The following is a 21,575-nucleotide window of genomic DNA, read 5'->3' on the forward strand; positions in this document are numbered from 1 at the left end:
TTCATAGGTTAGATCTTAAGAAAAATTGAAGTTGAACTATGTTAATGATCAAATAGTTACGCCAATAAAAACATGACCAAAAACAGAGTTCAGCCGCAGATTAACCAAGTTTCAAATCAATTTAAAGCCCTTATCTCAGAAAAGCATCTAATTAAGCTTGCAAAAACCTCTGGATTTCAAATTCGACACCGTTGCCGATTGATTGTTTATCTGCTCAAAGCTGTATTCAAAAGCTTATCTTGCTTGCAAGACGCTAACTTGCCAGATATCCATTAGAACCTGCGAACGCAGGCTAATTGCACGATAAATTATAAACCTGCCTTGACTGAACTAGTCCGTGAACTCGTTACTTAAGCGATGTCTAAATTGACTGTAACACGCTGGATAAAACCTTTTTTACCCAGCTAGGAATACAGCGAGTGTTATTGCAAGATGGCTCATCATTTGTTCTACATGATGAATTAGCTGTGGTTTTTGCTGGTCGCTTTACTGCTATAAGTCCTGCCGAAATTGAGTTGCATGTTACCTACGACCTATTAAACTAACAGCCTTGTGAAATAGATACCCGTCCTGATGTTGACACTGAGCTAGCCTTTTTACCTGGTCGTCACACACTAGAAAATACGTTATTACTTGCTGATACAGGGTATTTTGACTTAGATTACTTTGAGCAAATATCTCAAGATGGCGGCTACTTTTTGGTCAGAGCGAATAAAAACATTAACCCAACCGTCACATCAGCTTATTACGCTGGTGTAGAGCTTAAAGAAAATAATAGTAAACTCAAAAATTTGCCCGAGAAGTGGGGTAGTCAGCCACTTGAGTTAACAGTACGCTGGAAGAAAAATGGATCCGAGTATATGCTTATTTATCTACCCAATGAAAAGCGCCCCGTTTCCCCTGTTACTAATTTAAAAGAATACAGTTTAACCTTGATGAGTTACTCGATATATACGCGACTCGTTGACAAATCGATTATTTTTCAAAGAGCTAGAGTCATGGAATAACTCAAGGGGTTTTATTAAAAAAAACCGCATATTGCAGAATCGCTGGTTTGGCTGAGCATACTGCGAACACAGTGTAATTATAAGATACACCGTGTACTTGATCAACTAGCGGTAAATTGTAAGCGGCAATTCATTGAAAAAAATAATGATATTTGCCGTTTAAAATAGGTAGATCACACGACCTGCGTTCCTTAAGAACTAAGTTATGATAGTCTATAACAATGGTTAGTTTCTTAATTTTATATATGCAGTGTTGTAATTAGATTTTGAAATTAACTAACTGCTGCGTAAAAACAACCAAAACCGGGTAGGGTAAGGGTTTGTTTCTCTAAGCTGCCATTGTGATGATTCAATTCTGTATGTTGCACAATATCAGTGTGTTCAATGTTGAGGCTTGCAGGCTCTTGAGCTAGGTTAAATACGCACAACATAGTCTGGCCTGCAAAACGACGGTAAAAAGCTAACAATGGCTCAGGGGTATTAATAAATTCAATATCGCCTTCGAGTAAGATAGCTTGTTGCTTACGCCATGTCATAAAATGGCGGAACGCATTTAGAATCGAATCGCTATCGCTATCTTGTTTGCTTACAGTCTGGCGTTTGTGGTTTTCGTCAACAGGTAACCAAGGTTTCGTTGCAGAAAATCCGGCCTGTTCACCGTCATCATTGTGCCATGGCATAGGCGTACGACAGCCATCTCGGCCTTTAAAGTTTGGCCAAAAAGTTATCCCATATGGGTCTTGTAAGTCTTCAAACGCCACACTTGCTTCGCCAAGACCTAGCTCTTCACCTTGGTACATACATACACTACCGCGCAATGAAGCGAGTAGGGCGGTAAGCATTTTACACTGCTCTGAGTTTACTTCACCATTGTTACTCCAACGACTAGCAACACGTTCTACATCATGGTTACTAAAGGCCCAGCATGGCCAGCCTTCTGTCATTCGTTCTTCCAATGTTTTAACTGTTGTACGAATATACTCACTGCTATAATCATTGGTTAGTAGCTCAAAACTGTAACCCATATGCAGTTTATCGCCACCGGCTGTGTATTCAGCCATAGTAGCAAGTGAATCCTCGGATGATATTTCACCCAAAGACACGGTACCAGGATATTTGTCTAACAGGGTACGAATATCTTGCATAAAGCTGATATTTTCAGGTTGGGTATTATTATAATGATGATACTGAAATGCATATGGATTATCTTCGCTAAAACCACGGCCTTGGCGTTTTTCTGGCGGTTTGGCTGGGTTATCACGTAGCTGTGCATCGTGATAACAAAAGTTAATTGCATCTAGGCGAAAACCATCTACCCCTTTTTTAAGCCAAAACTCAACATTATCTAATACTGCTTGACGTACATCTGGATTATGAAAATTAAGATCCGGTTGTTCAGTAAAAAAGTTGTGTAAATAATACTGGCCACGACGCGGCTCCCATTGCCAAGCAGGGCCACCAAAAATTGAAAGCCAGTTGTTTGGCTGGGTGCCATCTGGTTTTGCATCAGCCCATACATACCAATCAGATCTGTCGTTAGTTTTGTCTTCTCGGCTATCTAAAAACCATTGATGTTGGTCTGATGTGTGGCTCAATACTTGATCAATAATAATTTTAATATCGCGTTGATGAGCTTGTGCAATGAGCTCATCAAAGTCATTAAGATCGCCAAAAAGAGGGTCTACGTCACGATAATCGCTGATATCATAGCCAAAGTCTTTCATTGGTGATTTAAAAAATGGTGAGATCCAAATAGCATCAACACCCAGACTTTTAATATAGTCTATCCGGCTGATGATCCCTTTTAAATCACCAATGCCGTCACCGTTGGTATCTTGAAAACTGCGCGGATAAACCTGATAAATCACGGCACCCTTATACCACTGCTGTTGAGCCATTTTTTTCTCCATCGTGACAACACTCCCCATTTTACCCTAGCAATTATTACTGTTTAGAAATGGTGTGTTCGTAATCTTGTTAGCAGTTCAATTAAAGCAAACTACGTTATTTTTTAAAAAGCATACGTGAAGGGCTTGATACTGTAAAAAGGATGCATACGTATGCATGCTAAATAGATCGCTTTGATAAGGAAAACAGCTTCTGAAAAACCTATTAACAAAGGTATGTGAGCGGCAAATAGATGTTTACCAATTCTCGTTTTCGTATCATTAACAAAGTAGCAAATCCAACTTGGTGCATATTCTATGGGTTCTGTAGCGTTATGGTGCAGTGCCATTAATGGTCTTACCAATTGGCATTTTGTGAGGGGGGCGGTCTTGACTCGAATGTAAAGTGTGAATGCACTAATAATTAAGGTATTAAACTGTAAATCGCCGCGCTAAAGGAGCTCGAAGCAGTGCATATTTCTTTTATAAAATAGAATGATCAATTGCCCGCTCTTTATACCTATAAAAACAAGGTGTTGCCATTATTTGTGTGAATTTTTTGTTAAAGTTATTGGTTTTGCACTAGTCTGAATACGTATGCATAAAGTTGTTAATAAAATAAAACGGGCGTTAATATTCATCCTGACAACAAAATAGCTAACATCGGGTTATGCTCCTATCACAAGCAACTCGCTAAAAGTTAGTAATATAAAATTGGGTAACGGGAAACACATCATGTCTATGTTCAAACCAAGTATATTAACAATTGCACTTGCAACCGCAGGCTTAACAAGCATGTCAGGTTTTGCAGCTGAGCAACAAACAACTGCGAATGAAGATTTAGAAGTCATTGAAGTGAAAGGTTTTCGTCGTAGTTTAATCCAAGCTATTGACACTAAACGTTTCAGCAGTTCAGTAGTTGAGGCAATCTCAGCAGAAGATATCGGTAAGTTACCAGATTCATCTATTGCAGAATCAATTGCTCGTCTACCAGGTCTTGCAGCGCAACGATTAGATGGCCGTGCAAGTTCAATTACTATTCGTGGTATGGGCGAAGACTTTAGTACCACAACATTTAATGGTCGTGAGCAAGTATCGATTGGTGATAACCGTGGTGTTGAATACGACTTATACCCGTCAGAAGTGATCAGCGAAGTTGTTGTATATAAAACGCCAGACGCATCTTTAACGACTCAAGGGATTGGCGGTACCGTTGATTTACGCTCTACGCGTCCTCTATCAGCCGGTGAACAATCAATTACTGCAAATGTGCGTTTTGAACAAAACGAAATGGATGCAGTTAATCCAGAAATGGATAATAAAGGTTATCGTGGTTCGTTTGGTTATGTAGATCAATTTGCTGATGATACCATTGGTGTTGCATTTGCTTATGCCCACATGGAATCACCAAATCAAGAACAACGCTGGAATGCATGGGGTTATGATCCAAGTGGTGCTGACGGCGATTTACGTTTGACTGGCGCTAAGCCTTATGCACGTTCATCAGAGCTAACAAGAGATAGCTTTTTAGGGGTGCTTGAATTTGCGCCATCAGATAAACTGCATATTACTGCCGATGCAATGTATGTTGATTTTGAAGATAAGCAAATTTTACGAGGCATAGAGCTGCCATTAAATGCGGGTCGTGCAGACACAAATTATGAAACGTTAGCTACCAATGGTGGAGTTGTTACCCAAGGCCAAGTTAATAATATTAAAACCTTAGTTCGTAATGACGTAAACTTTAGGACTGCTGATTTACTCGCGCTTGGTTTTAACGTTGAATACGATATAAATGACAGTTGGCAAGTGGCTGCTGATGTGAGTTATTCAAAGGTTGAACGTGATGTCTGGGGTCTTGAGAGCTATGCAGCGACAGGACGTGGTGACAATGAAGGCCTTGGTGATAACCTACAATACAGCCTTGATAGTGGCATGGCTGGAGCAACTTTTACCCCTACTCTTGATTATTCAGATCGTGACTTATTTCAACTGGGTGCAGCACGTACTTGGGGCAATAGTATTGTTGGTGGCGATGGTCAAGATGGCTTTTTAAATAGACCACATATTGAAGATGAATTAGCATCATTAAAGTTAAGTGCAAAAACTTACATTGAAAACAGCCAGATAAGCCAAGTTGAATTTGGTGTTAACTACAGCAGCCGTGAGAAAGATAAACAAGATACTGGTGAGTACCTGCGCCTCAAGCAGTATCCTGAAATGGTGCGTATCCCAGATGAATACTACTTAGGCTCAGTATCACTTGATTTTATTGGTATGGGTGACATGATTGCGTATGATTCGTTAGCCCTATACAACAGCGGCGCGTACGATTCATTTAATCAAGCTGATACTGATACAGGCCGTTGGGCAAATATTTGGACTGTACAAGAGGATATTTTAACTGCATATGTTAAAGCTGATTTAGATACTGAATTGTTTGGTTTACCTGCACGCGGCAACGTGGGCTTGCAAATTGTAAATACAGATCAAAGCTCTGACGGTTATGCGGTTGATTCAGATCCGGATACAGGGCTTGTCCGTGTACAATCAAATAGAGCAGGCGACAAGTATACTGAATTTTTACCAAGCTTGAACTTGAACTTATCGTTGACTGAAGATCAAATGCTACGCTTTGGTTTAGCTCGTACAATGTCGCGTTCACGTATGGATCGTATGAATGCAAGTAACAGCTACAGCTTTGATGCGGCAAAAAACAACGTTACAACACCACCGACTAATCTAGAGAATTCACCATGGAGTGCAAGTGGCGGTAACCCAAGTTTGCGTCCTGTTATTGCTAATCAAATCGACTTATCGTATGAGTATTACTTTAGTGCGGAAGGTTATTTTGCAGCTGCTTTATTTCATAAAGACATAGAAGATTGGCAGTTCAACACGCAAATAGTGGGTGATTTTGCTGATGTTGATACACCTAATGGTGAAGTGCCGATCACTAACCAAGGTCTAGTGAGCGCATGGGATAACGTAGGCGATGCAAAAGTATCAGGCCTTGAGTTAACAGCGACATTACCAGGTAATATACTCAGCGATAGCCTTGAAGGCTTTGGTACAGTTATTAGCGCTACCTTTTTAGATTCTTCGCTTGATAACCTCAATGGTGAGAAAGAAGAAATTCCAGGTCTATCAGATAAAGTTTATAACTGGACACTTTATTATGAAAACTACGGTTTTCAAGCACGTGTGAGTATGCGTTACCGCTCTGACTTCTTAGGTGAAGTAAATGGTCTATCATTAGCAAGAACAACGGTCGTTGTTGCAGAAGAGACTATCTGGGATGCCCAAATTGGTTACGATTTCTCTGAGTCTAGCATTGAAGCATTACAAGGTCTTACTGTATCGCTACAAGCACAAAACTTAACTGATGAGCCGTTTGTAACTTATCATGACGGCAATAAAGCAACGGTACGTGATTATCAAAGCTATGGGGCTAATTATTTATTAGGCTTTGCTTATAAATTTTAATTAAATATACCCAAGTCAGTATGATTCAGTTGTATTAAACGCGATTGAGACAAGATACTAGGGATCTCAATAGAGATCCCTTTTTTACTTGTGAGGAGTGATAAATGAAAGCGATAGAAAAAATTGTTATCTTAGGCGGCGGCAGTGCAGGTTGGATGACCGCTGCGATGTTAGCAAAAGTGTTTTCTAAGCAGCTATCAATCACTTTAATAGAATCACCCGATATTCCAACTGTTGGTGTAGGGGAGGCAACTATCCCTGCGATACAGACTTTCAACAATGTCTTGGGGCTTGATGAACACGTTTTTTTAAAGCGCACTCAAGGCACTTATAAACTTGGTATTCAATTTGAAAATTGGGGCCAACAAGGCGATAGTTACCAGCATGCATTTGGTGATATTGGCAGAGGGCTTGGGATCACCCCATTTCATCACTTTTGGCTCAAAAGCAACCAAAGCAAAACAACGCAAACCTTATGGGACTTCAGTGTTAATGCCATTGCGGCAAACCATAATAAATTCCACCCAAATCCACAGATTGGTAAAACGCCTTTAGCTGGGCTTACTTATGCTTATCACTTTGATGCGGGCAAATACGCAAAGTTATTACAAGAGTTTGCAATTGCGCAAGGTGTAGAATATCTCAGTGGTACGATGGAGTCTGTAAAATTAGACGATAATGGCTTGATTAAAACACTTGAACTCAGTGATGAACAAACCATAAAAGGTGATTTTTTTATTGATTGCAGCGGCTCCAATGCGCGCTTGATTGAACAGGCGTTGGGGGTTAAATACCAAAGTTATCAGCATTGGCTTTTCTGTGATCGTGCAATTGCAGTGCAAACTAAACCGCTGAAAAATACGCCGCCATTTACTCGTTCGATTGCAAAAGATGCCGGGTGGCAATGGCAAATTCCGCTGCAAAATAGAGTGGGGAATGGGCTGGTATATAGCAGCCAATTTATGAGTGCTGAACAAGCTGAACAACAGTTATTAAATAGTTTAGAAACTGAGACCATAACGGCCCCAAAACATATTAAGTTCACGCCAGGAAGACGCGAACAGCAGTGGTTTAAAAACTGTTTAAGTATTGGTTTATCTAGTGGCTTTTTAGAACCTTTGGAATCTACCAGCTTACATTTAATACAAACCAGTATAGCTCGGTTTATTAAGTTATTTCCGGCGCACCCTGATTGTGAGTTATCGGCGCATGCTTATAATTTACAAGCCAAAAATGAATTTGAAAAAATTCGTGATTTTATTATTTTGCATTACGCTGTTAATCAAAAGCAGTCTCCATTTTGGCAACGGTGTGGCGCTATGACATTACCTGACTCATTACAGCAACGTATTGCACTATTTAAACGAACAGGCACGCTTTCAATACAAGCAGATGAACTTTTTTCAGAGGTTGCTTGGCTACAAGTTTTAATTGGACAAGGGATCCGACCACAAAGTTATCACCCGCTCGCACGTGCAATTTCAGATTCTGAGCTTGATGAGTTCTTATCTAATATAGCGACTATCCAACAGCAATACGTTACTCACTTACCAACACATGAGCAATATTTACACCGATTTTGTCGTTGTTCAGAGTTAGCAAAAGGCCAGATCTAGTATGAATATTATTATTGTTGGTGGTGGTACAGCAGGGTGGATGGCTGCTAATTTATTAAATCATTCTCTCACTAATACCCATGTCACTTTAATTGAATCACCAACAATTGCGCCTATTGGTGTTGGTGAAGGCTCGACTCCGCAGTTAAAACAATTCTTCGATACATTAAATATTAGCGAAAGTGAGTGGATGCCTCAATGCAATGCAACCTACAAACTGGGGATTGAATTTAAAAATTGGTCTACCCATCCAGGTCATGAGCAGTATTTTCACTCATTTTATGGGCAGACGGATTTACATACACAGCAGCAATTTATAAAAAGTTGTTTGTTAAAACGTCAAGGTATAGCGATTGATGCACATCCCGACAGCTATTTTTTAGCAGCCTACTTAGCTAAGCAACAGCGTGGGCCACATACTCAAGCGGATTTTCCATTTCAGCAAAGTTATGGTTATCATTTTGACTCGGGACTGCTTGGGCTATTTTTAGCTAATAGAGCAACAAGCAAAGGCGTTAAGCACCTAAAAAGCACCATCGCGCAGGTTGAGCTTGATTCCGCAGGCAATATCAAGCAGCTTGTTCTCGATGAAAACAGTGATGGACAGCAGTGTATTGCAGCTGATTTTTTTATCGATTGTAGTGGTTTTAAAGGATTGCTTATTCAGCAAGCATTAGCCGTACCTTGGCTTAGTTTTAAAGAAAATCTATTTAACGACAGTGCTATTGTACTGCCGACAATGAGTAATCAATTACAAGCCCCACAAACTACTTCAACCGCATTAAAATATGGATGGCAATGGGCTATTCCGCTTACCAATCGTATTGGCAATGGTTATGTTTACAGCCAAGACTTTTGCAGTGCTGATGAAGCAGAAACAGAACTTAGAACCAAACTCGGCTTACTCAATTGCGATGTACCTGCACGTAAGCTAACAATGAAAGTAGGACGAGTTAAGCAACATTGGTATAAAAACTGTTTAGCTGTAGGTTTATCGCAAGGCTTTATTGAACCTCTTGAGGCAACTGCTTTACATTTAGTGCAGCAAACAATCGAATCGTTTATCGCATGTTTTGAGCATAACCAACCGAGTGAAGCAAAGCGTGATTCGTTCAATACGCAAATTAATAACCGTATAGAAGGTATTCGCGATTATATTGTATGTCACTATCGCGCATCCAATCGGCGAGATACAGAGTATTGGCAAGCAAATGGTCAAAATGAAATGCTATCAGCTTCGCTAAAAAATATTTTTCAGTGCTGGTTATCGCGTAATGATTTAACCGGCGAAATTGCCCATCAAGGGATTGAAAACTACTATTCAAGTTTGTCGTGGCATACCTTATTGAGCGGTTATGGCGTCTTCCCTCCTAGCGTTGCTAAGCCAAGTTATACGCAACAACAGCAAATTAAAGAGCTTTATAATTTTAACCATCACTGTGCAAGCCATTTTAGAGCGCTTACGCCCATCATCCCGCAGCAAAAATAATCAGGATATTAATATGAGACTATCAAAAAGCGCATTACTGTTAGTAACAGTAATGCTGAGTTTTCAGCTGCACGCAAAAATGCGCGTTGAGCCACAAAACTGGTGGGTTGGTATGCAAAATAATACCTTGCAAATTATGCTGCATGATCAAGGTATTGCTAAGCAACAATGGCAATTAGCATCTTACTCAGGGGTGAGTTTAAAAAGTGTAACTAAAACAGATAATCCAAATTACGCTTTTTTAAATATTGAAATAAATCCAATAGCAAAGCCAGGTGTTTTAGTGTTTAGCAGCAAATCAGGGGAGCGTTTTGAGTATCAATTGCATGCACGTAAAGCTAATAGCAGTAAACGTAACGGTTTTGATAGCAGTGATACCATTTACTTAATTAATCCGGATCGCTTTGCTAATGGCGATAGCAGCAACGACACAGTAAAAGGAGTGCTTGAGGCTGCAAATCCAATTGAGCGAGGTGGGCGTCACGGTGGCGACATTCAAGGTGTAATTAACGCACTGCCGTATTTGCAAAAACTGGGCGTAACCCAGCTTTGGTTAACACCACCGCTTGAAAATGATATGCCCAGCTACTCTTATCACGGTTATGCAATTACCGATTTTTACACTATCGACCCACGCATGGGCTCAAATGAGTTATATCGCGAGTTATCAGCCAAAGCGAAACAACACGGTATTGGTATAGTGATGGACCTAGTGCTTAATCACTTTGGCTCTGAGCATGAATGGATGACAGATAAACCCACATCAGATTGGATCAATTTTAATGGCGAGTTTGCAAACGGTAAACATGCTACCAGCCATGCTCGTCAAACCATTCAAGACCCACATGCAAGTGAGTTTGATAAACGCCAGTTTAGCGATGGCTGGTTTGTAGCCACAATGCCGGATCTAAACCAGCGGCAACCGTTATTAGCAAACTACCTTATCCAAAATGCTATTTGGTGGATTGAATACGCCGACTTAAGCGGTATTCGCGTTGATACCTATTCATATTCAGACAAAGCCTTTTTAGCTGACTGGACTAAAGCCATAATGACTGAGTATCCCGCTTTTAATATTGTTGGCGAAGAGTGGACCACCAATCCTGCGATTGCTTCATATTGGCAAGCAGGAAAGGTAAATAACGACGGCTATACCTCAAGCTTACCAAGCGTGATGGATTTTTCATTACAAGAGTCACTTATTCAAGCACTTAATGAAGAGGAGAGTTGGAACACTGGCTGGGTAAAAGTGTATCAATCAATCGCCAATGACTTTTTATACCCAAATCCAGACAACTTGCTCGTGTTTGCCGATAACCACGATATGAGCCGAGTTTACACTCAGCTTAAGCAAGATCTTGCTAAAACGAAAATGGCGATGACTATGTTGCTTACCACTCGTGGTATTGCACAAATGTATTATGGCACCGAAGTATTGCTTGATAATACGGGCAGTAATGATCACGGTGATATCCGTATTGATTTCCCCGGTGGTTTTAAAGGTCAGCCAAGTAATGCTTTTACAGGACAAGGGTTATCAGATGAGCAGCGTGATATGCAGCAAACCATCACCACCTTACTTAATTTTAGAAAGCAAAGCCCAGCAATAGCGCAAGGTAAACTGGTTCATTTTAGTCCTAAATCAGGTATATACAGTTACGCGCGGATAAGTGAACAGCAAACTTTGTTGGTGTTTTTAAATAAAAATACCGCAGCAAAAAACTGGTCATTAGCGTATCTGCAAGAGGTTATTGGGCAATACAAACAGGCTGTGAGTCTTTTTACTGAACAGCAAATAAATATAACAGATACAGTGACCTTAGCGCCTATGAGTGCAACGGTATTAATAATTGAATAAAGCCTGTGTGAATACGTATGCAGCCGCTGTCAGTCAGTGGCAGTTCACTTTAGTATTAAATTTATAATAAAAATGACGTTTAAATGACAACCCATTAAAACGTCAGATCTAAGTAAGAACATTATGACAACAAATAAAACCACAATTAGTACATTCAAATATGGCTCATGGGTATTAGCTAGTAGCTTGTTATTGTCGAGCTGCTCAGATGAGCCAACAACCCACAGTACTGACAAAAAGGTAGCTGAACAAGTTAACGAGCATTCAAAGCCGGTTGTGTATCAGGTATTCACGCGCTTATTTGGTAATACGCAAACAGCCAATATTCCGTGGGGAACCAAAGAGCAAAATGGCGTAGGCACATTTAGTGACTTTAATGATGCTGCTTTAAGTGGCATTAAAGAACTTGGTACCACCCATATTTGGTATACCGGCGTGTTACACCATGCTTTGGTCGGCGATTACAGCCAATATGGAATTAGCCAAGATGATCCGGATGTAGTGAAAGGTCGTGCCGGCTCGCCGTATGCAATTAAAGATTATTACGATGTAAACCCAGATTTAGCCATTAATCCAGAGCGCCGCCTCGAAGAGTTTGCTGCATTAATTGAGCGCACCCATCAACACGGTATGAAAGTGGTCATTGATATTGTGCCAAATCATGTGGCGCGTCATTATCAATCAACCGCTAAACCCGCTGGAGTTAAAGATTTTGGTGAGCAAGATGACACCAGCGTAGAGTATGCCCGCGATAATAACTTTTATTACGTTACTGGGCAGTCATTTCAAGTACCAACCAGTGAAAACTACCAAGTGCTAGGCGGTAATGCCCACCCACTTGCCGATAACTTATTTGCTGAAACGCCTGCAAAATGGACTGGTAATGGTGCCCGTGCTGCTAAGCCTGATATAAACGACTGGTACGAAACAGTTAAAGTAAATTATGGCGTAAAACCTGACGGTAGTTATGACTTTCCAACTCTGCCCGATGAGTATGCTACTAAAGATTTACGCGCGCACTTTGAGTTTTGGCAGGATAAAGAGTTGCCAAACAGCTGGTATAAGTTTCGTGATATCGCGCTATATTGGCTCGATAAAGGCGTAGATGGCTTTCGTTATGATATGGCCGAAATGGTACCTGTAGAGTTTTGGAGCTTTCTAAACTCATCAATCAAGATGCACAACCCAGAGGCATTTTTACTAGCCGAAGTATACAATCCCGCACTATATCGCCCGTATATCCAGCAAGGAAAAATGGATTACTTGTACGATAAAGTCGGCTTTTACGACACCTTAAAAGCTGTTATGCAAGGCACGCAACCGGCAGACACTATTTTTAATGCTCAGCAAAAAGTGGCTGACATAGAGCAGCATATGCTGCACTTTTTAGAAAACCATGACGAACAACGTATCGCCAGCCCTGACTTTGCAGGTAGTAGTGAAAAGGGCAAACCCGCATTAGTAGTATCAAACCTTATTAGCCGTGCGCCAACACTATTATATTTTGCTCAAGATGTGGGTGAAGATGGCTCTGAAGATGCAGGCTTTGGCAAACCAACTCGCACCAGTATTTTTGACTACATTGGCGTGCCAGCGCATCAAGCGTGGATGAACAACGGCAAGTTTGATGGTGCTTTATTAACACCGGCACAAGGTCAATTACGTGAATATTACAAAGCCGTTATGGCGTTGAGTAAACATCCAGCAGTTGTAGCTGGTGACATGCAACCACTGATGGTTACTGGCAGCGAAAAAGTTGCTGCGTTTAGCCGCAGTATCGGTAATCAACAAATTTGGGTGGTGAGTAATTTTGCTGAGCAAGTCAGTCAGATCAGTATTGATATTCCACTTAACACACTGACGCAAAATACCAGCGAAAAATTACAATTGCTTGATTTGCTAGAGGCGAATCAAAACGCCGAGCTAACTATTACAGCTGAGCAGGCACACATTAGTTTAACTTTAAATGCGCTTAGCAGTGCAGTATTAACCACTGGAGCTCATAATGAAAAATAACAAACCAGATTTAAGTTTTTGGCAAATATGGAACATGTGCTTTGGCTTTTTAGGCATTCAATTTGGCTTTGCACTGCAAAACGGTAATGTAAGCCGAATATTTCAAACCCTTGGGGCTAATGTAGATGACATTCCTATTTTGTGGGTAGCAGCACCACTCACAGGGTTAATTGTACAGCCAATTATTGGTTACTGGAGCGATAAAACCTGGGGCAAATTAGGCCGCCGTCGTCCGTTTTTTTTATACGGCGCTATTTTAACCACATTATCGTTATTTATTATGCCAAACTCACCAACACTTTGGATTGCAGCGGGCATGTTATGGATAATGGATGCATCGATTAACGTCACTATGGAACCATTTCGCGCCCTTGTAGGCGATAACCTACCAAACAAACAGCGTGCTACTGGCTATGCAATGCAAAGCTTTTTTATAGGCGTAGGCGCCGTGGTTGCTTCTGCACTCCCTTGGATGATGACGAACTGGTTTGATATTGCCAACACCGCCGCTGCAGGGCAAATTCCTGATTCAGTAAAGTACTCGTTTTACTTTGGTGCAGTTGTATTGCTGGTCGCAGTGGGCTGGACAATTATAACCACCAAAGAATATTCACCTGAAGAATTGGCCGCATTTAATCAACAAGAGCAAACTGAGGCTGAACAGGCTGTATCTGCACAAATTAACTTTAGTAAAGGCGGCAGTGTATTTACTGTTTTAGGGCTTGCCGTACTTGGTTTAGTCATGGGATTAAACCTAGAAAAAGAGCTGTACCTATTGGCAGCTGGCTTAGTGAGTTTTGGCGTAATTCAATTTATTGCAGCCGCACTACAGGCAAAAAACCACACCAGCGGTGGCTTTTACCAAGTCGTTAACGATGTATTCACCATGCCAGAGGCGATGAAACAACTTGCTTGGGTACAGTTTTTTAGCTGGTTTGCATTATTTGCCATGTGGATTTACACCACCTCAGCGGTAACCAGTTTTCATTATGGTAGCAGCGACACAAGTTCAGCGGCGTATAACAATGGTGCAGACTGGGTGGGTATTTTATTTGCGGCTTACAACGGTTTTGCTGCATTGGCGGCTTTATGTATCCCGATCATCGTTAAGCGTGTTGGTTTAAAACTAGCGCATGCACTTAACCTTATTTTAGGTGCGTTAGGTTTGGCGAGCTTTATGTTTATACAAGATCCGAGCTTACTTATTTGGCCAATGATAGGTATTGGTTTTGCGTGGGCGTCTATTTTGTCTTTGCCTTACGCCATGTTAAGTACCTCAGTACCGAGTCATAAAATGGGTGTGTATATGGGAATATTTAACTTTTTTATTGTGATCCCACAATTATTAGCCGCCAGTGTCCTTGGCCTGATACTTCGTCACTTTTTCCAAAATCAACCTATTTACGCATTGATGCTAGGTGCTGTGTCTTTTGTACTTGCAGCGGTTGCCGTACTGCGAGTTAAACAGTCTTAATTTAAGGGTCTAAAATGAAAAAATATAACCTAATTACCGCGACAATATTGGCCGCAGGCCTTGTCGGTTGTGGCGTGCAAAATACACAAACCAGTACAGAAGCGCAAACATCAGTGAATGCGCCAGGCGCACCAGGCGAAGCCCCATTTTGGGCATACGCAGGTAAAACCGGGATAGGCACGTCTTTTGAGCAATACCAAAATGGCCATTACAGTGACGACGCGCCAACAGCTAAAGTGTCAAAAGTATGGTTTTCGATTGCTAAAGGGATGATCACCGAAACCATGTTTGGGCTTATTCATCAAGCGCAAATTAAAGACATGCAATTTGTTGTAGTAGGAAAAGATTTTACAGTCACCGAAGCTGATGATTTAGACGTTACTATTGACTACTTATACAAAGACGATAAAGGCCGCCCGTTATCATTAGCATACAAAGTAGTAAGCAAAGACAAACAAGGTCGCTTTAGCCTAGAAAAACATATATTTACCGATCCAGACGGGCAAAGCTTATTTGTACGCAGTATTTTTAATACCCAGCTCGACGGTGTAAAAGCTTATGTAACGGTTAACCCGTATATAAACAATAACGGCTTAGATGACTTTGCAAAAACCACCGAGCAAGGATTGGTAGCGTGGCAGGGCGATAATTACTTGTCATTGCAAGGTGCACAGCCATTTAAACAAACAAGTGTCGGTTTTACGGGCGTGAGTGATGGTTTAAGCCAGCTTAAAACAACTCAGCAGCTTACCCGCGTTTATAAAACTACCGGTGAACAATCGGGGAATGTTAGTTTATTAGCAGAGCTAGGTGAAATTGGTAAAAACAGTCAATTCGATTTAAGCCTAAGTTTTGGCAACAACCAGCAAGCAAGCTTTAAAGAAGGCCAAGCTACGCTAGCCAAAGGTTACCAAGCTGTGCTTGATAATTACAACGGTAAAGGCGAAGCCCTTGGTTGGCAAGACTACCTGCAAAGCCTTGCACCACTGACTAGCATGAGCGAGCAAACCGCTGATAACGGCAAATTACTTTATACCAGTGCTTTGGTGTTAAAAGCCCAAGAAGACAAGACCCATGCAGGGGCGCTTATTGCGTCTTTATCTAACCCATGGGGCGAAACAGTGTCAGCTAAAACGGGCTCTACCGGTTATAAAGCCGTATGGGTGCGTGACTTTTATCAAGTTGCCATGGCATTTATGGCACTAGGCGATACCGCAACAGCCAAAACCGCATTTGAATACCTTGAAAAAGTACAAGTAAACAGCAAAACCCCGGGCAACAACGGCGACACAGGGTGGTTTTTACAAAAAACACACGTAGATGGCGAACTTGAATGGGTAGGCGTACAGCTAGACCAAACCGCTATGCCTATCATGCTAGCGTGGAAGCTTCATCAGGCAGATGTGTTAAGTGATGCTGAGCTAACTGATTGGTATACCCGCATGTTAAAACCGGCCGCTGACTTTTTGGTAGGTGGTGGGCGCGCTAAAATCCTATGGAACGACATGCAAATAACCCCACCTGCGACTCAACAAGAGCGTTGGGAAGAGCAAGCAGGGTATTCACCATCAACCACCGCTGCTGTTGTTGCCGGTTTAATTACCGCTGCTGATATTGCAAAAATGGCAGGAGATGAGGTGAATGCTAAACGCTACCTTGCGACAGCAAAAAGTTACAACGCCGATATAGAAAGTATGATGTTTACCACCGCAGGTAATTTAGAATCAAACGCTTCAGACGGCGAGTATTTTATTCGCATTGGCCAAGATAAAAACGCCAACTCAAATACCAAAATTAACGCTAATAATGGCCGTGACGGGTTTAATAAAAAGCAAATACTTGATGGTGGCTTTTTAGAGTTAGTTCGCTATGGCGTACGTGATGCGCTAGCGCCCAGCATAGTTAAAACCTTACCTGAGTACGACGATGAAACGCTCATCGATAACCTACAAGTTAAATACAGCTTTGAGTTTACTGATGGCAGCGGCACATTTGCAGGCTACCGCCGTTATGGTAACGACGGATACGGTGAAGATGAAGTAACCGGCGCTAATTATGCGCAAGGCGGAAAAAACAGCCCAGGGCAACGTGGGCGAGTTTGGCCATTTTTTACTGGTGAACGTGGTCATTACGAAATTGCCGCCGCGAATGCCAATAATACGTTAGATGCAACTAAACAGCAGGCTATTAAAAATAGCTATGTAAAAGGTCTAGAGCAATTTGCTAACGAAGGCATGATGCTACCAGAACAAGTATGGGATGGCGTAGGCAACAATAAAGCAGGATACACGTTAGGCGAGGGCACTAACTCAGCCACACCACTGGCGTGGACGCATGCTGAATACGTGAAGCTAGTTCGCTCATTAAGTGACAAGCAAGTATGGGATCATTACCCAGTTGTTACTAAAGCACTAAAATAACCGCAAACTAATAACATAGCCGTAGTGAAATACGGCTATTTTGTTTATAACAATAACAACGAGGCTGTAATGAAAACCTTTACCTTAAGCGTGTTGGCACTGGCACTCATGCTAACAGGCTGCCAAAGCGCACCATCATTAAATACCAACACTAATAACACCGAAATATCGCAATTAAACACTGAGCAACACGCAACGCCTTGGTGGCAAAATGCGGTATTTTATCAAATCTGGCCACGTAGTTTTTACGACAGCGATGCTGATGGCCATGGCGATTTTAATGGTATGACCCAAAAACTCCCGTATCTGCAAGAGCTCGGCGTTAACGCATTGTGGTTAACCCCCATGTTTGAAGCACCGTCGTATCATGGCTATGATTTTACTGAATTTTACCAAGTAGAAAACGACTACGGCAGCATGGCAGAGTTTGAAGCCTTTATAAAAGCCGCTGATGATAAAGGCATGAAAGTCATACTTGATTTAGTTATAAATCATATATCAAGTAACCATGAATGGTTTCAGCGTTCAGCAAAACAACAAGCTCCTTATGCAGATTACTTTATTTGGCGCGACGATATGCCAAAAGCCGGTAGCGGTTGGGGCCACGCATGGAGTAATAACGACAAGCCCGATGCCGTATGGCATTGGAATGAAACACGCCAGCAATATTACTACGGCGCGTTTGGTGCCAGCCAACCTGACTTAAATTTACGCCACCCTGATGTTATTGCTGAAATGGAAAAAATGGCTAAGTTTTGGCTTGATAAAGGCGTTGCAGGTTTTAGGTTAGACGCTGTGCGCTTTGCCATGGAAAGCGGCGGCAATGCACAAGCCGATACCGACGAAACCATAGCTTACTGGCAGCACTTTAATCAGTATGTAAAAAGTGTGAACCCTGAGGCGTATTTAGTAGGTGAAGCCTGGGCCGACATCCCTGTGGCAGCCAAGTATTATGGTGCAGGGAAGGGGCTTGATCAGGGCTTTGATTTTGAAGTGGGCTATAAAATACTGGGTTTGTTAAAACCAGATGCCAGTGGCGAAGCGCAATTTGGCACCATGCAATCTAACCAACAAATCAACGCAGTTGATGCCAATGTGCTCAAACAAAATTTACAGCAACGTATTGACTCAGCCGCACCGCTTGATTTTTTTGCGCCGTTTTTAACTAATCACGACCAAGAACGTATCGCTTATCAACTTGCAGAGCATGACGATAAAGCAAAACTTGCCGCTGCGATGTTATTTAGCTCCCCTGGTACACCGTATATTTATTACGGCGAAGAAATTGGCTTAACACAAGGTGGCACAGGCCATGATGTTTATAAACGTGCGCCTATGCAATGGGACAACAGCAATCAAGCCGGTTTTACCAAAGCTAAAACGAGCTGGGTTGAACAAAGTGAATTATTTGGTAAAGACTTTACCAGCTGGTGGCCTGAATTTTTAGCCGAGCAGCTTAGCGCAGGCGATCGCAATGTTAAAGTACAGCAAGCAGACTCTGATTCACTTTGGCGTTTATATCAGCACTTAATTTCGCAGAAAAAACAGCGCCCAGAGCTGGGTATAAAAGGCAGTTATGCGTTAAATCAATACGATAACGGCCTAGTTGAAATAACCCGCGAGTTAAACGGCAGTAAATCGATGTTTATACTTAATTTAACCGCTAAGTCACAAAGCATCAGCGGTATAAAACGTCAGGGGTTAACGCCTAGCTGGCAACACGACCTCAATGACGAGCAACTCGCAGCTTATGGTTTGTTGTTACTGAATAACACACTGTAAATAGGTTACACATAAATTGGGGTTAACATACGTTAGCCCCAATTCGTGAAAATGGGCTAATAACTCCGTTCCCCCCTGCTGCAAAACATGCGTATATATTTGTGTAGTACGAACATCACTGTGGCCAAGTTGAGCTTGAACTGTTCTGATATCGGCGTAGGTGCGTTGCAAATGAATGACGTAAGGTATGCGGTGTAACGTGTTTATTAATTTTCGCATCGTTAGCAGCCTGTTTTACAGCGCGTTGTAATTGCTTTTCATCAATATGATGACGTCTTAGCAGTTTACTCTCGGGATCGATACTTAATTTATGTGATGAAAACAAATACTGCCAGCCTAGCTGTTTGTTATGCTGTGGGTATTTTTACGTAATAAGTGCGGCATATAAACGCCACTATATAAAGGGTTGTTAAGATCCAGTTGTAGGTAACTATCAACTAATTGTATTTGCGTTTGCAACTGTGGAACAAGCTCTATTGCCAGTGTTACAACTCGGTTTTTGCCTCCTTTTCCATCCCAAATACGAATACAGTTATAGTCAAAATCAATATCTTGCACGCGTAAACGTAGTACCTCGATTAGCCGCATTCCACTTCCATAGAGAAGCCCACAAGGTAAATAATGTTTTGCAGAGCACACTTTAAAAAATGATTTATTTCTTGCTGTGTTAAAACTACCGGTAGTTTAGTTGCTCGTTTGCTCTTAACAAAATCTAATGATAACGAGAGTGGCTTGTTAATCACCTCTTTAAATAAAAAGCTTAACGCATTTAAGGCTTGTGTTTGCGTATTGGGTGCAATATTTAGTTGGTTAACTAGATGATTTAAAAATAGATCAACTTCATTATTTCCCATTGTTGTTGGGTGTCGCATAGAGTTAAAGCGAATAAATGCAGCTATCCAGTATAAGTAAGCTTTAATGGTACTTTTAGCGTAGCGTTTTAAATACATTTGTTCGGCAATCATAGTTAAAAAAGGCGATTTCATAGTGTGAATCTCTAAAACAAGCTACTGTATATATAGACAGTAGCCTGCTTTTTGTCCAATATTATTGATCTCTCCCCTTTTGGTGTATTTCTCCATTTAGAGAATATGAGCGAAGTTAACTAATTGTTTACATGTGTTTATTTGAGAGATAAGATAAACTCATTGTAATATACGGACGTTTGTCGTTTTGTAAAAAGACAAATGTCGTAGACAAAGTTGTTATATGCCTAGGAGGGAATCGTGCATATTGCCTTTAGTTTCAAAACTTCAAGGTTTGATGTATCAACCGAAAATAAGAACCCCATTAATCCAATTTATGGCGAGTCCTTGCTTAAATGGTTAAAACAAGAATTGGGTTCTGAATTTGAAATAACCGAACCTGATGCAGAAGATTGGGGTTGGTATAGTTATATTATATGGAATAATCGTCAATATATGCTTGGCGCATCCACTTACTTTGAAGAAGGTGATGATTCTACTTCTGAGCTAGAGTGGATTTTCCAAATAGATAAACAACGCTCCCTGAAAGAAAAACTACTGGGTAGAGAAAAAATATCAAACACTGATGAATGTGTGCTATTTTTCAAATCAAAGCTTGAATCAGAGCCGAGTATTAACTCTGTAGCTATAGAGTAATCGGCATATAACAAGCTAATAAATAAGGACAAATTACAGTTGGTTTTTGCTCCTGCGTCGCTTATTTTAACCAACTGAAATTTACCCATTATTAGGGCGTTGAGGCTGTAGAATTACTATTTTTAGGAACTGGTTCTACACAATTGACTTGATTGTTTTTTGACCTTGAACCCACAGGGTTACTGTGATCTAATAGATATTATTCACCCACGGTAAATTGTTATGGCCAACTACAAGCCTGGCTTATCCTGCCAAAATAAATTCATTCCAATCAATTTTGCTGAGCAAATATTGCCAGGTACATTTGAGTATGCGCTTTGTTATATTGTCGAAAATAAACTCGATTTGTCAGGCTTTGATGCATGGTATAACAATGATAAAACGGGCGCAGCTGCGTATCCGCCTTCAGTGATGCTAAAAATTATTTTACTCGGCTATGCACATGGTTTGATCAGCAGCCGCCGTATTGCTAAGGCGTGTGAGACGAATATTTTGTTCATGAGTGTGTCGGGTGATATTCAACCTCATTACACATCAATCGCGGGATTCGTGGCCAAAATGCATGAACAGATTGAGCCTCTGTTTACGCAAGTATTGATGATATGCGACGAAGAAGGCTTGATAGGTCGCAACATGTTTGCCATTGATGGATGCAAATTGAAATCGAATGCGAGTAAAGAATGGAGCGGCACATTCGATGAGCTAGGGCGCAAAAAAGCAAAACTAGAACGCGCGAGTAAACGTATTATCGAACGTCACCAATCACAAGATAGCCTGAGCGAAGAGTTGATAAAACAGGATTTAAAGCAAAAAGAAAAGCTGGATAAAAGTGCAGATAAAATCACGGAGTTCTTAGCGACCCACGAGGAAAAAACGGGCAGCAAAGGCAAGCCCATTAAAAGTAATATTACCGACCCTG

At 41.2% G+C, this 21,575-nt stretch carries 13 protein-coding genes and 1 pseudogene; 12 read left to right on the forward strand and 2 right to left on the reverse strand.

Going from position 1 to position 21,575, the window contains the following annotated elements; translation table 11 throughout:
- Window positions 1–419: 419 nt before the first annotated feature.
- Complete coding sequence (locus H5183_RS21860) at window positions 420–545, forward strand: hypothetical protein (RefSeq protein WP_259397419.1); 126 nt, start codon at window positions 420–422, stop codon at window positions 543–545.
- 12 nt (window positions 546–557) lie between these two features.
- On the forward strand, window positions 558–1,007 hold the full coding sequence (locus H5183_RS22030; protein ID WP_182732461.1) for a transposase: 450 nt from the start codon (window positions 558–560) through the stop codon (window positions 1,005–1,007).
- Between the two features lie 272 nt (window positions 1,008–1,279).
- On the opposite strand, the gene H5183_RS19135 is transcribed toward H5183_RS22030, so the two are convergent.
- Window positions 1,280–2,905 (reverse strand): alpha-glucosidase family protein, encoded by a 1,626-nt coding sequence (locus tag H5183_RS19135; protein WP_145233428.1) that lies wholly within the window; start codon window positions 2,903–2,905, stop codon window positions 1,280–1,282.
- 723 nt (window positions 2,906–3,628) lie between these two features.
- Between H5183_RS19135 and H5183_RS19140 the strand changes: the two genes are divergently transcribed.
- The 8 genes from H5183_RS19140 (at window position 3,629) to H5183_RS19175 (ending at window position 19,034) form a co-directional block, all read left to right on the forward strand.
- Window positions 3,629–6,379 (forward strand): TonB-dependent receptor, encoded by a 2,751-nt coding sequence (locus tag H5183_RS19140; RefSeq protein ID WP_182732452.1) that lies wholly within the window; start codon window positions 3,629–3,631, stop codon window positions 6,377–6,379.
- 104 nt (window positions 6,380–6,483) lie between these two features.
- The gene (locus H5183_RS19145; RefSeq protein WP_182732453.1) at window positions 6,484–7,995 is read left to right on the forward strand and encodes a tryptophan halogenase family protein; all 1,512 of its coding nucleotides are present in this window, start codon (window positions 6,484–6,486) and stop codon (window positions 7,993–7,995) included.
- 1 nt (window position 7,996) lies between these two features.
- Complete coding sequence (locus tag H5183_RS19150) at window positions 7,997–9,484, forward strand: tryptophan halogenase family protein (RefSeq protein WP_182732454.1); 1,488 nt, start codon at window positions 7,997–7,999, stop codon at window positions 9,482–9,484.
- Between the two features lie 52 nt (window positions 9,485–9,536).
- Window positions 9,537–11,342 (forward strand): glycoside hydrolase family 13 protein, encoded by a 1,806-nt coding sequence (locus H5183_RS19155; RefSeq protein ID WP_182732462.1) that lies wholly within the window; start codon window positions 9,537–9,539, stop codon window positions 11,340–11,342.
- Window positions 11,343–11,465: 123 nt separating this feature from the next.
- Window positions 11,466–13,358: an alpha-amylase family protein gene (locus H5183_RS19160; protein WP_182732455.1), complete on the forward strand. Its 1,893-nt coding sequence runs from the start codon at window positions 11,466–11,468 to the stop codon at window positions 13,356–13,358.
- The gene (locus H5183_RS19165; RefSeq protein ID WP_182732456.1) at window positions 13,348–14,832 is read left to right on the forward strand and encodes an MFS transporter; all 1,485 of its coding nucleotides are present in this window, start codon (window positions 13,348–13,350) and stop codon (window positions 14,830–14,832) included. Before H5183_RS19160 ends, H5183_RS19165 begins: the two co-directional genes overlap by 11 nt.
- A 14-nt stretch (window positions 14,833–14,846) precedes the next feature.
- Entirely contained in the window at window positions 14,847–17,252 is a 2,406-nt protein-coding gene (locus H5183_RS19170) for a glycoside hydrolase family 15 protein (protein WP_182732457.1), read from the forward strand.
- Between the two features lie 69 nt (window positions 17,253–17,321).
- A complete protein-coding gene (locus H5183_RS19175) occupies window positions 17,322–19,034 on the forward strand; it encodes an alpha-amylase family glycosyl hydrolase (protein WP_182732458.1) in 1,713 nt (570 codons plus the stop codon).
- 22 nt (window positions 19,035–19,056) lie between these two features.
- Here the strand turns inward: H5183_RS19175 and H5183_RS19180 are convergent.
- Window positions 19,057–20,020, reverse strand: a pseudogene (locus tag H5183_RS19180) (integron integrase).
- 240 nt (window positions 20,021–20,260) lie between these two features.
- Here H5183_RS19180 and H5183_RS19185 point away from each other — a divergent pair.
- On the forward strand, window positions 20,261–20,656 hold the full coding sequence (locus H5183_RS19185) for a hypothetical protein (protein WP_182732459.1): 396 nt from the start codon (window positions 20,261–20,263) through the stop codon (window positions 20,654–20,656).
- Window positions 20,657–20,878: 222 nt separating this feature from the next.
- Window positions 20,879–21,575 (forward strand): transposase (locus H5183_RS19190; RefSeq protein WP_182732460.1); only part of this gene is annotated, 697 nt, incomplete at its 3' end.

The organism is Pseudoalteromonas sp. SR44-8, from assembly GCF_014163635.1.
Classification (GTDB): Bacteria; Pseudomonadota; Gammaproteobacteria; order Enterobacterales; family Alteromonadaceae; genus Pseudoalteromonas; species Pseudoalteromonas rhizosphaerae.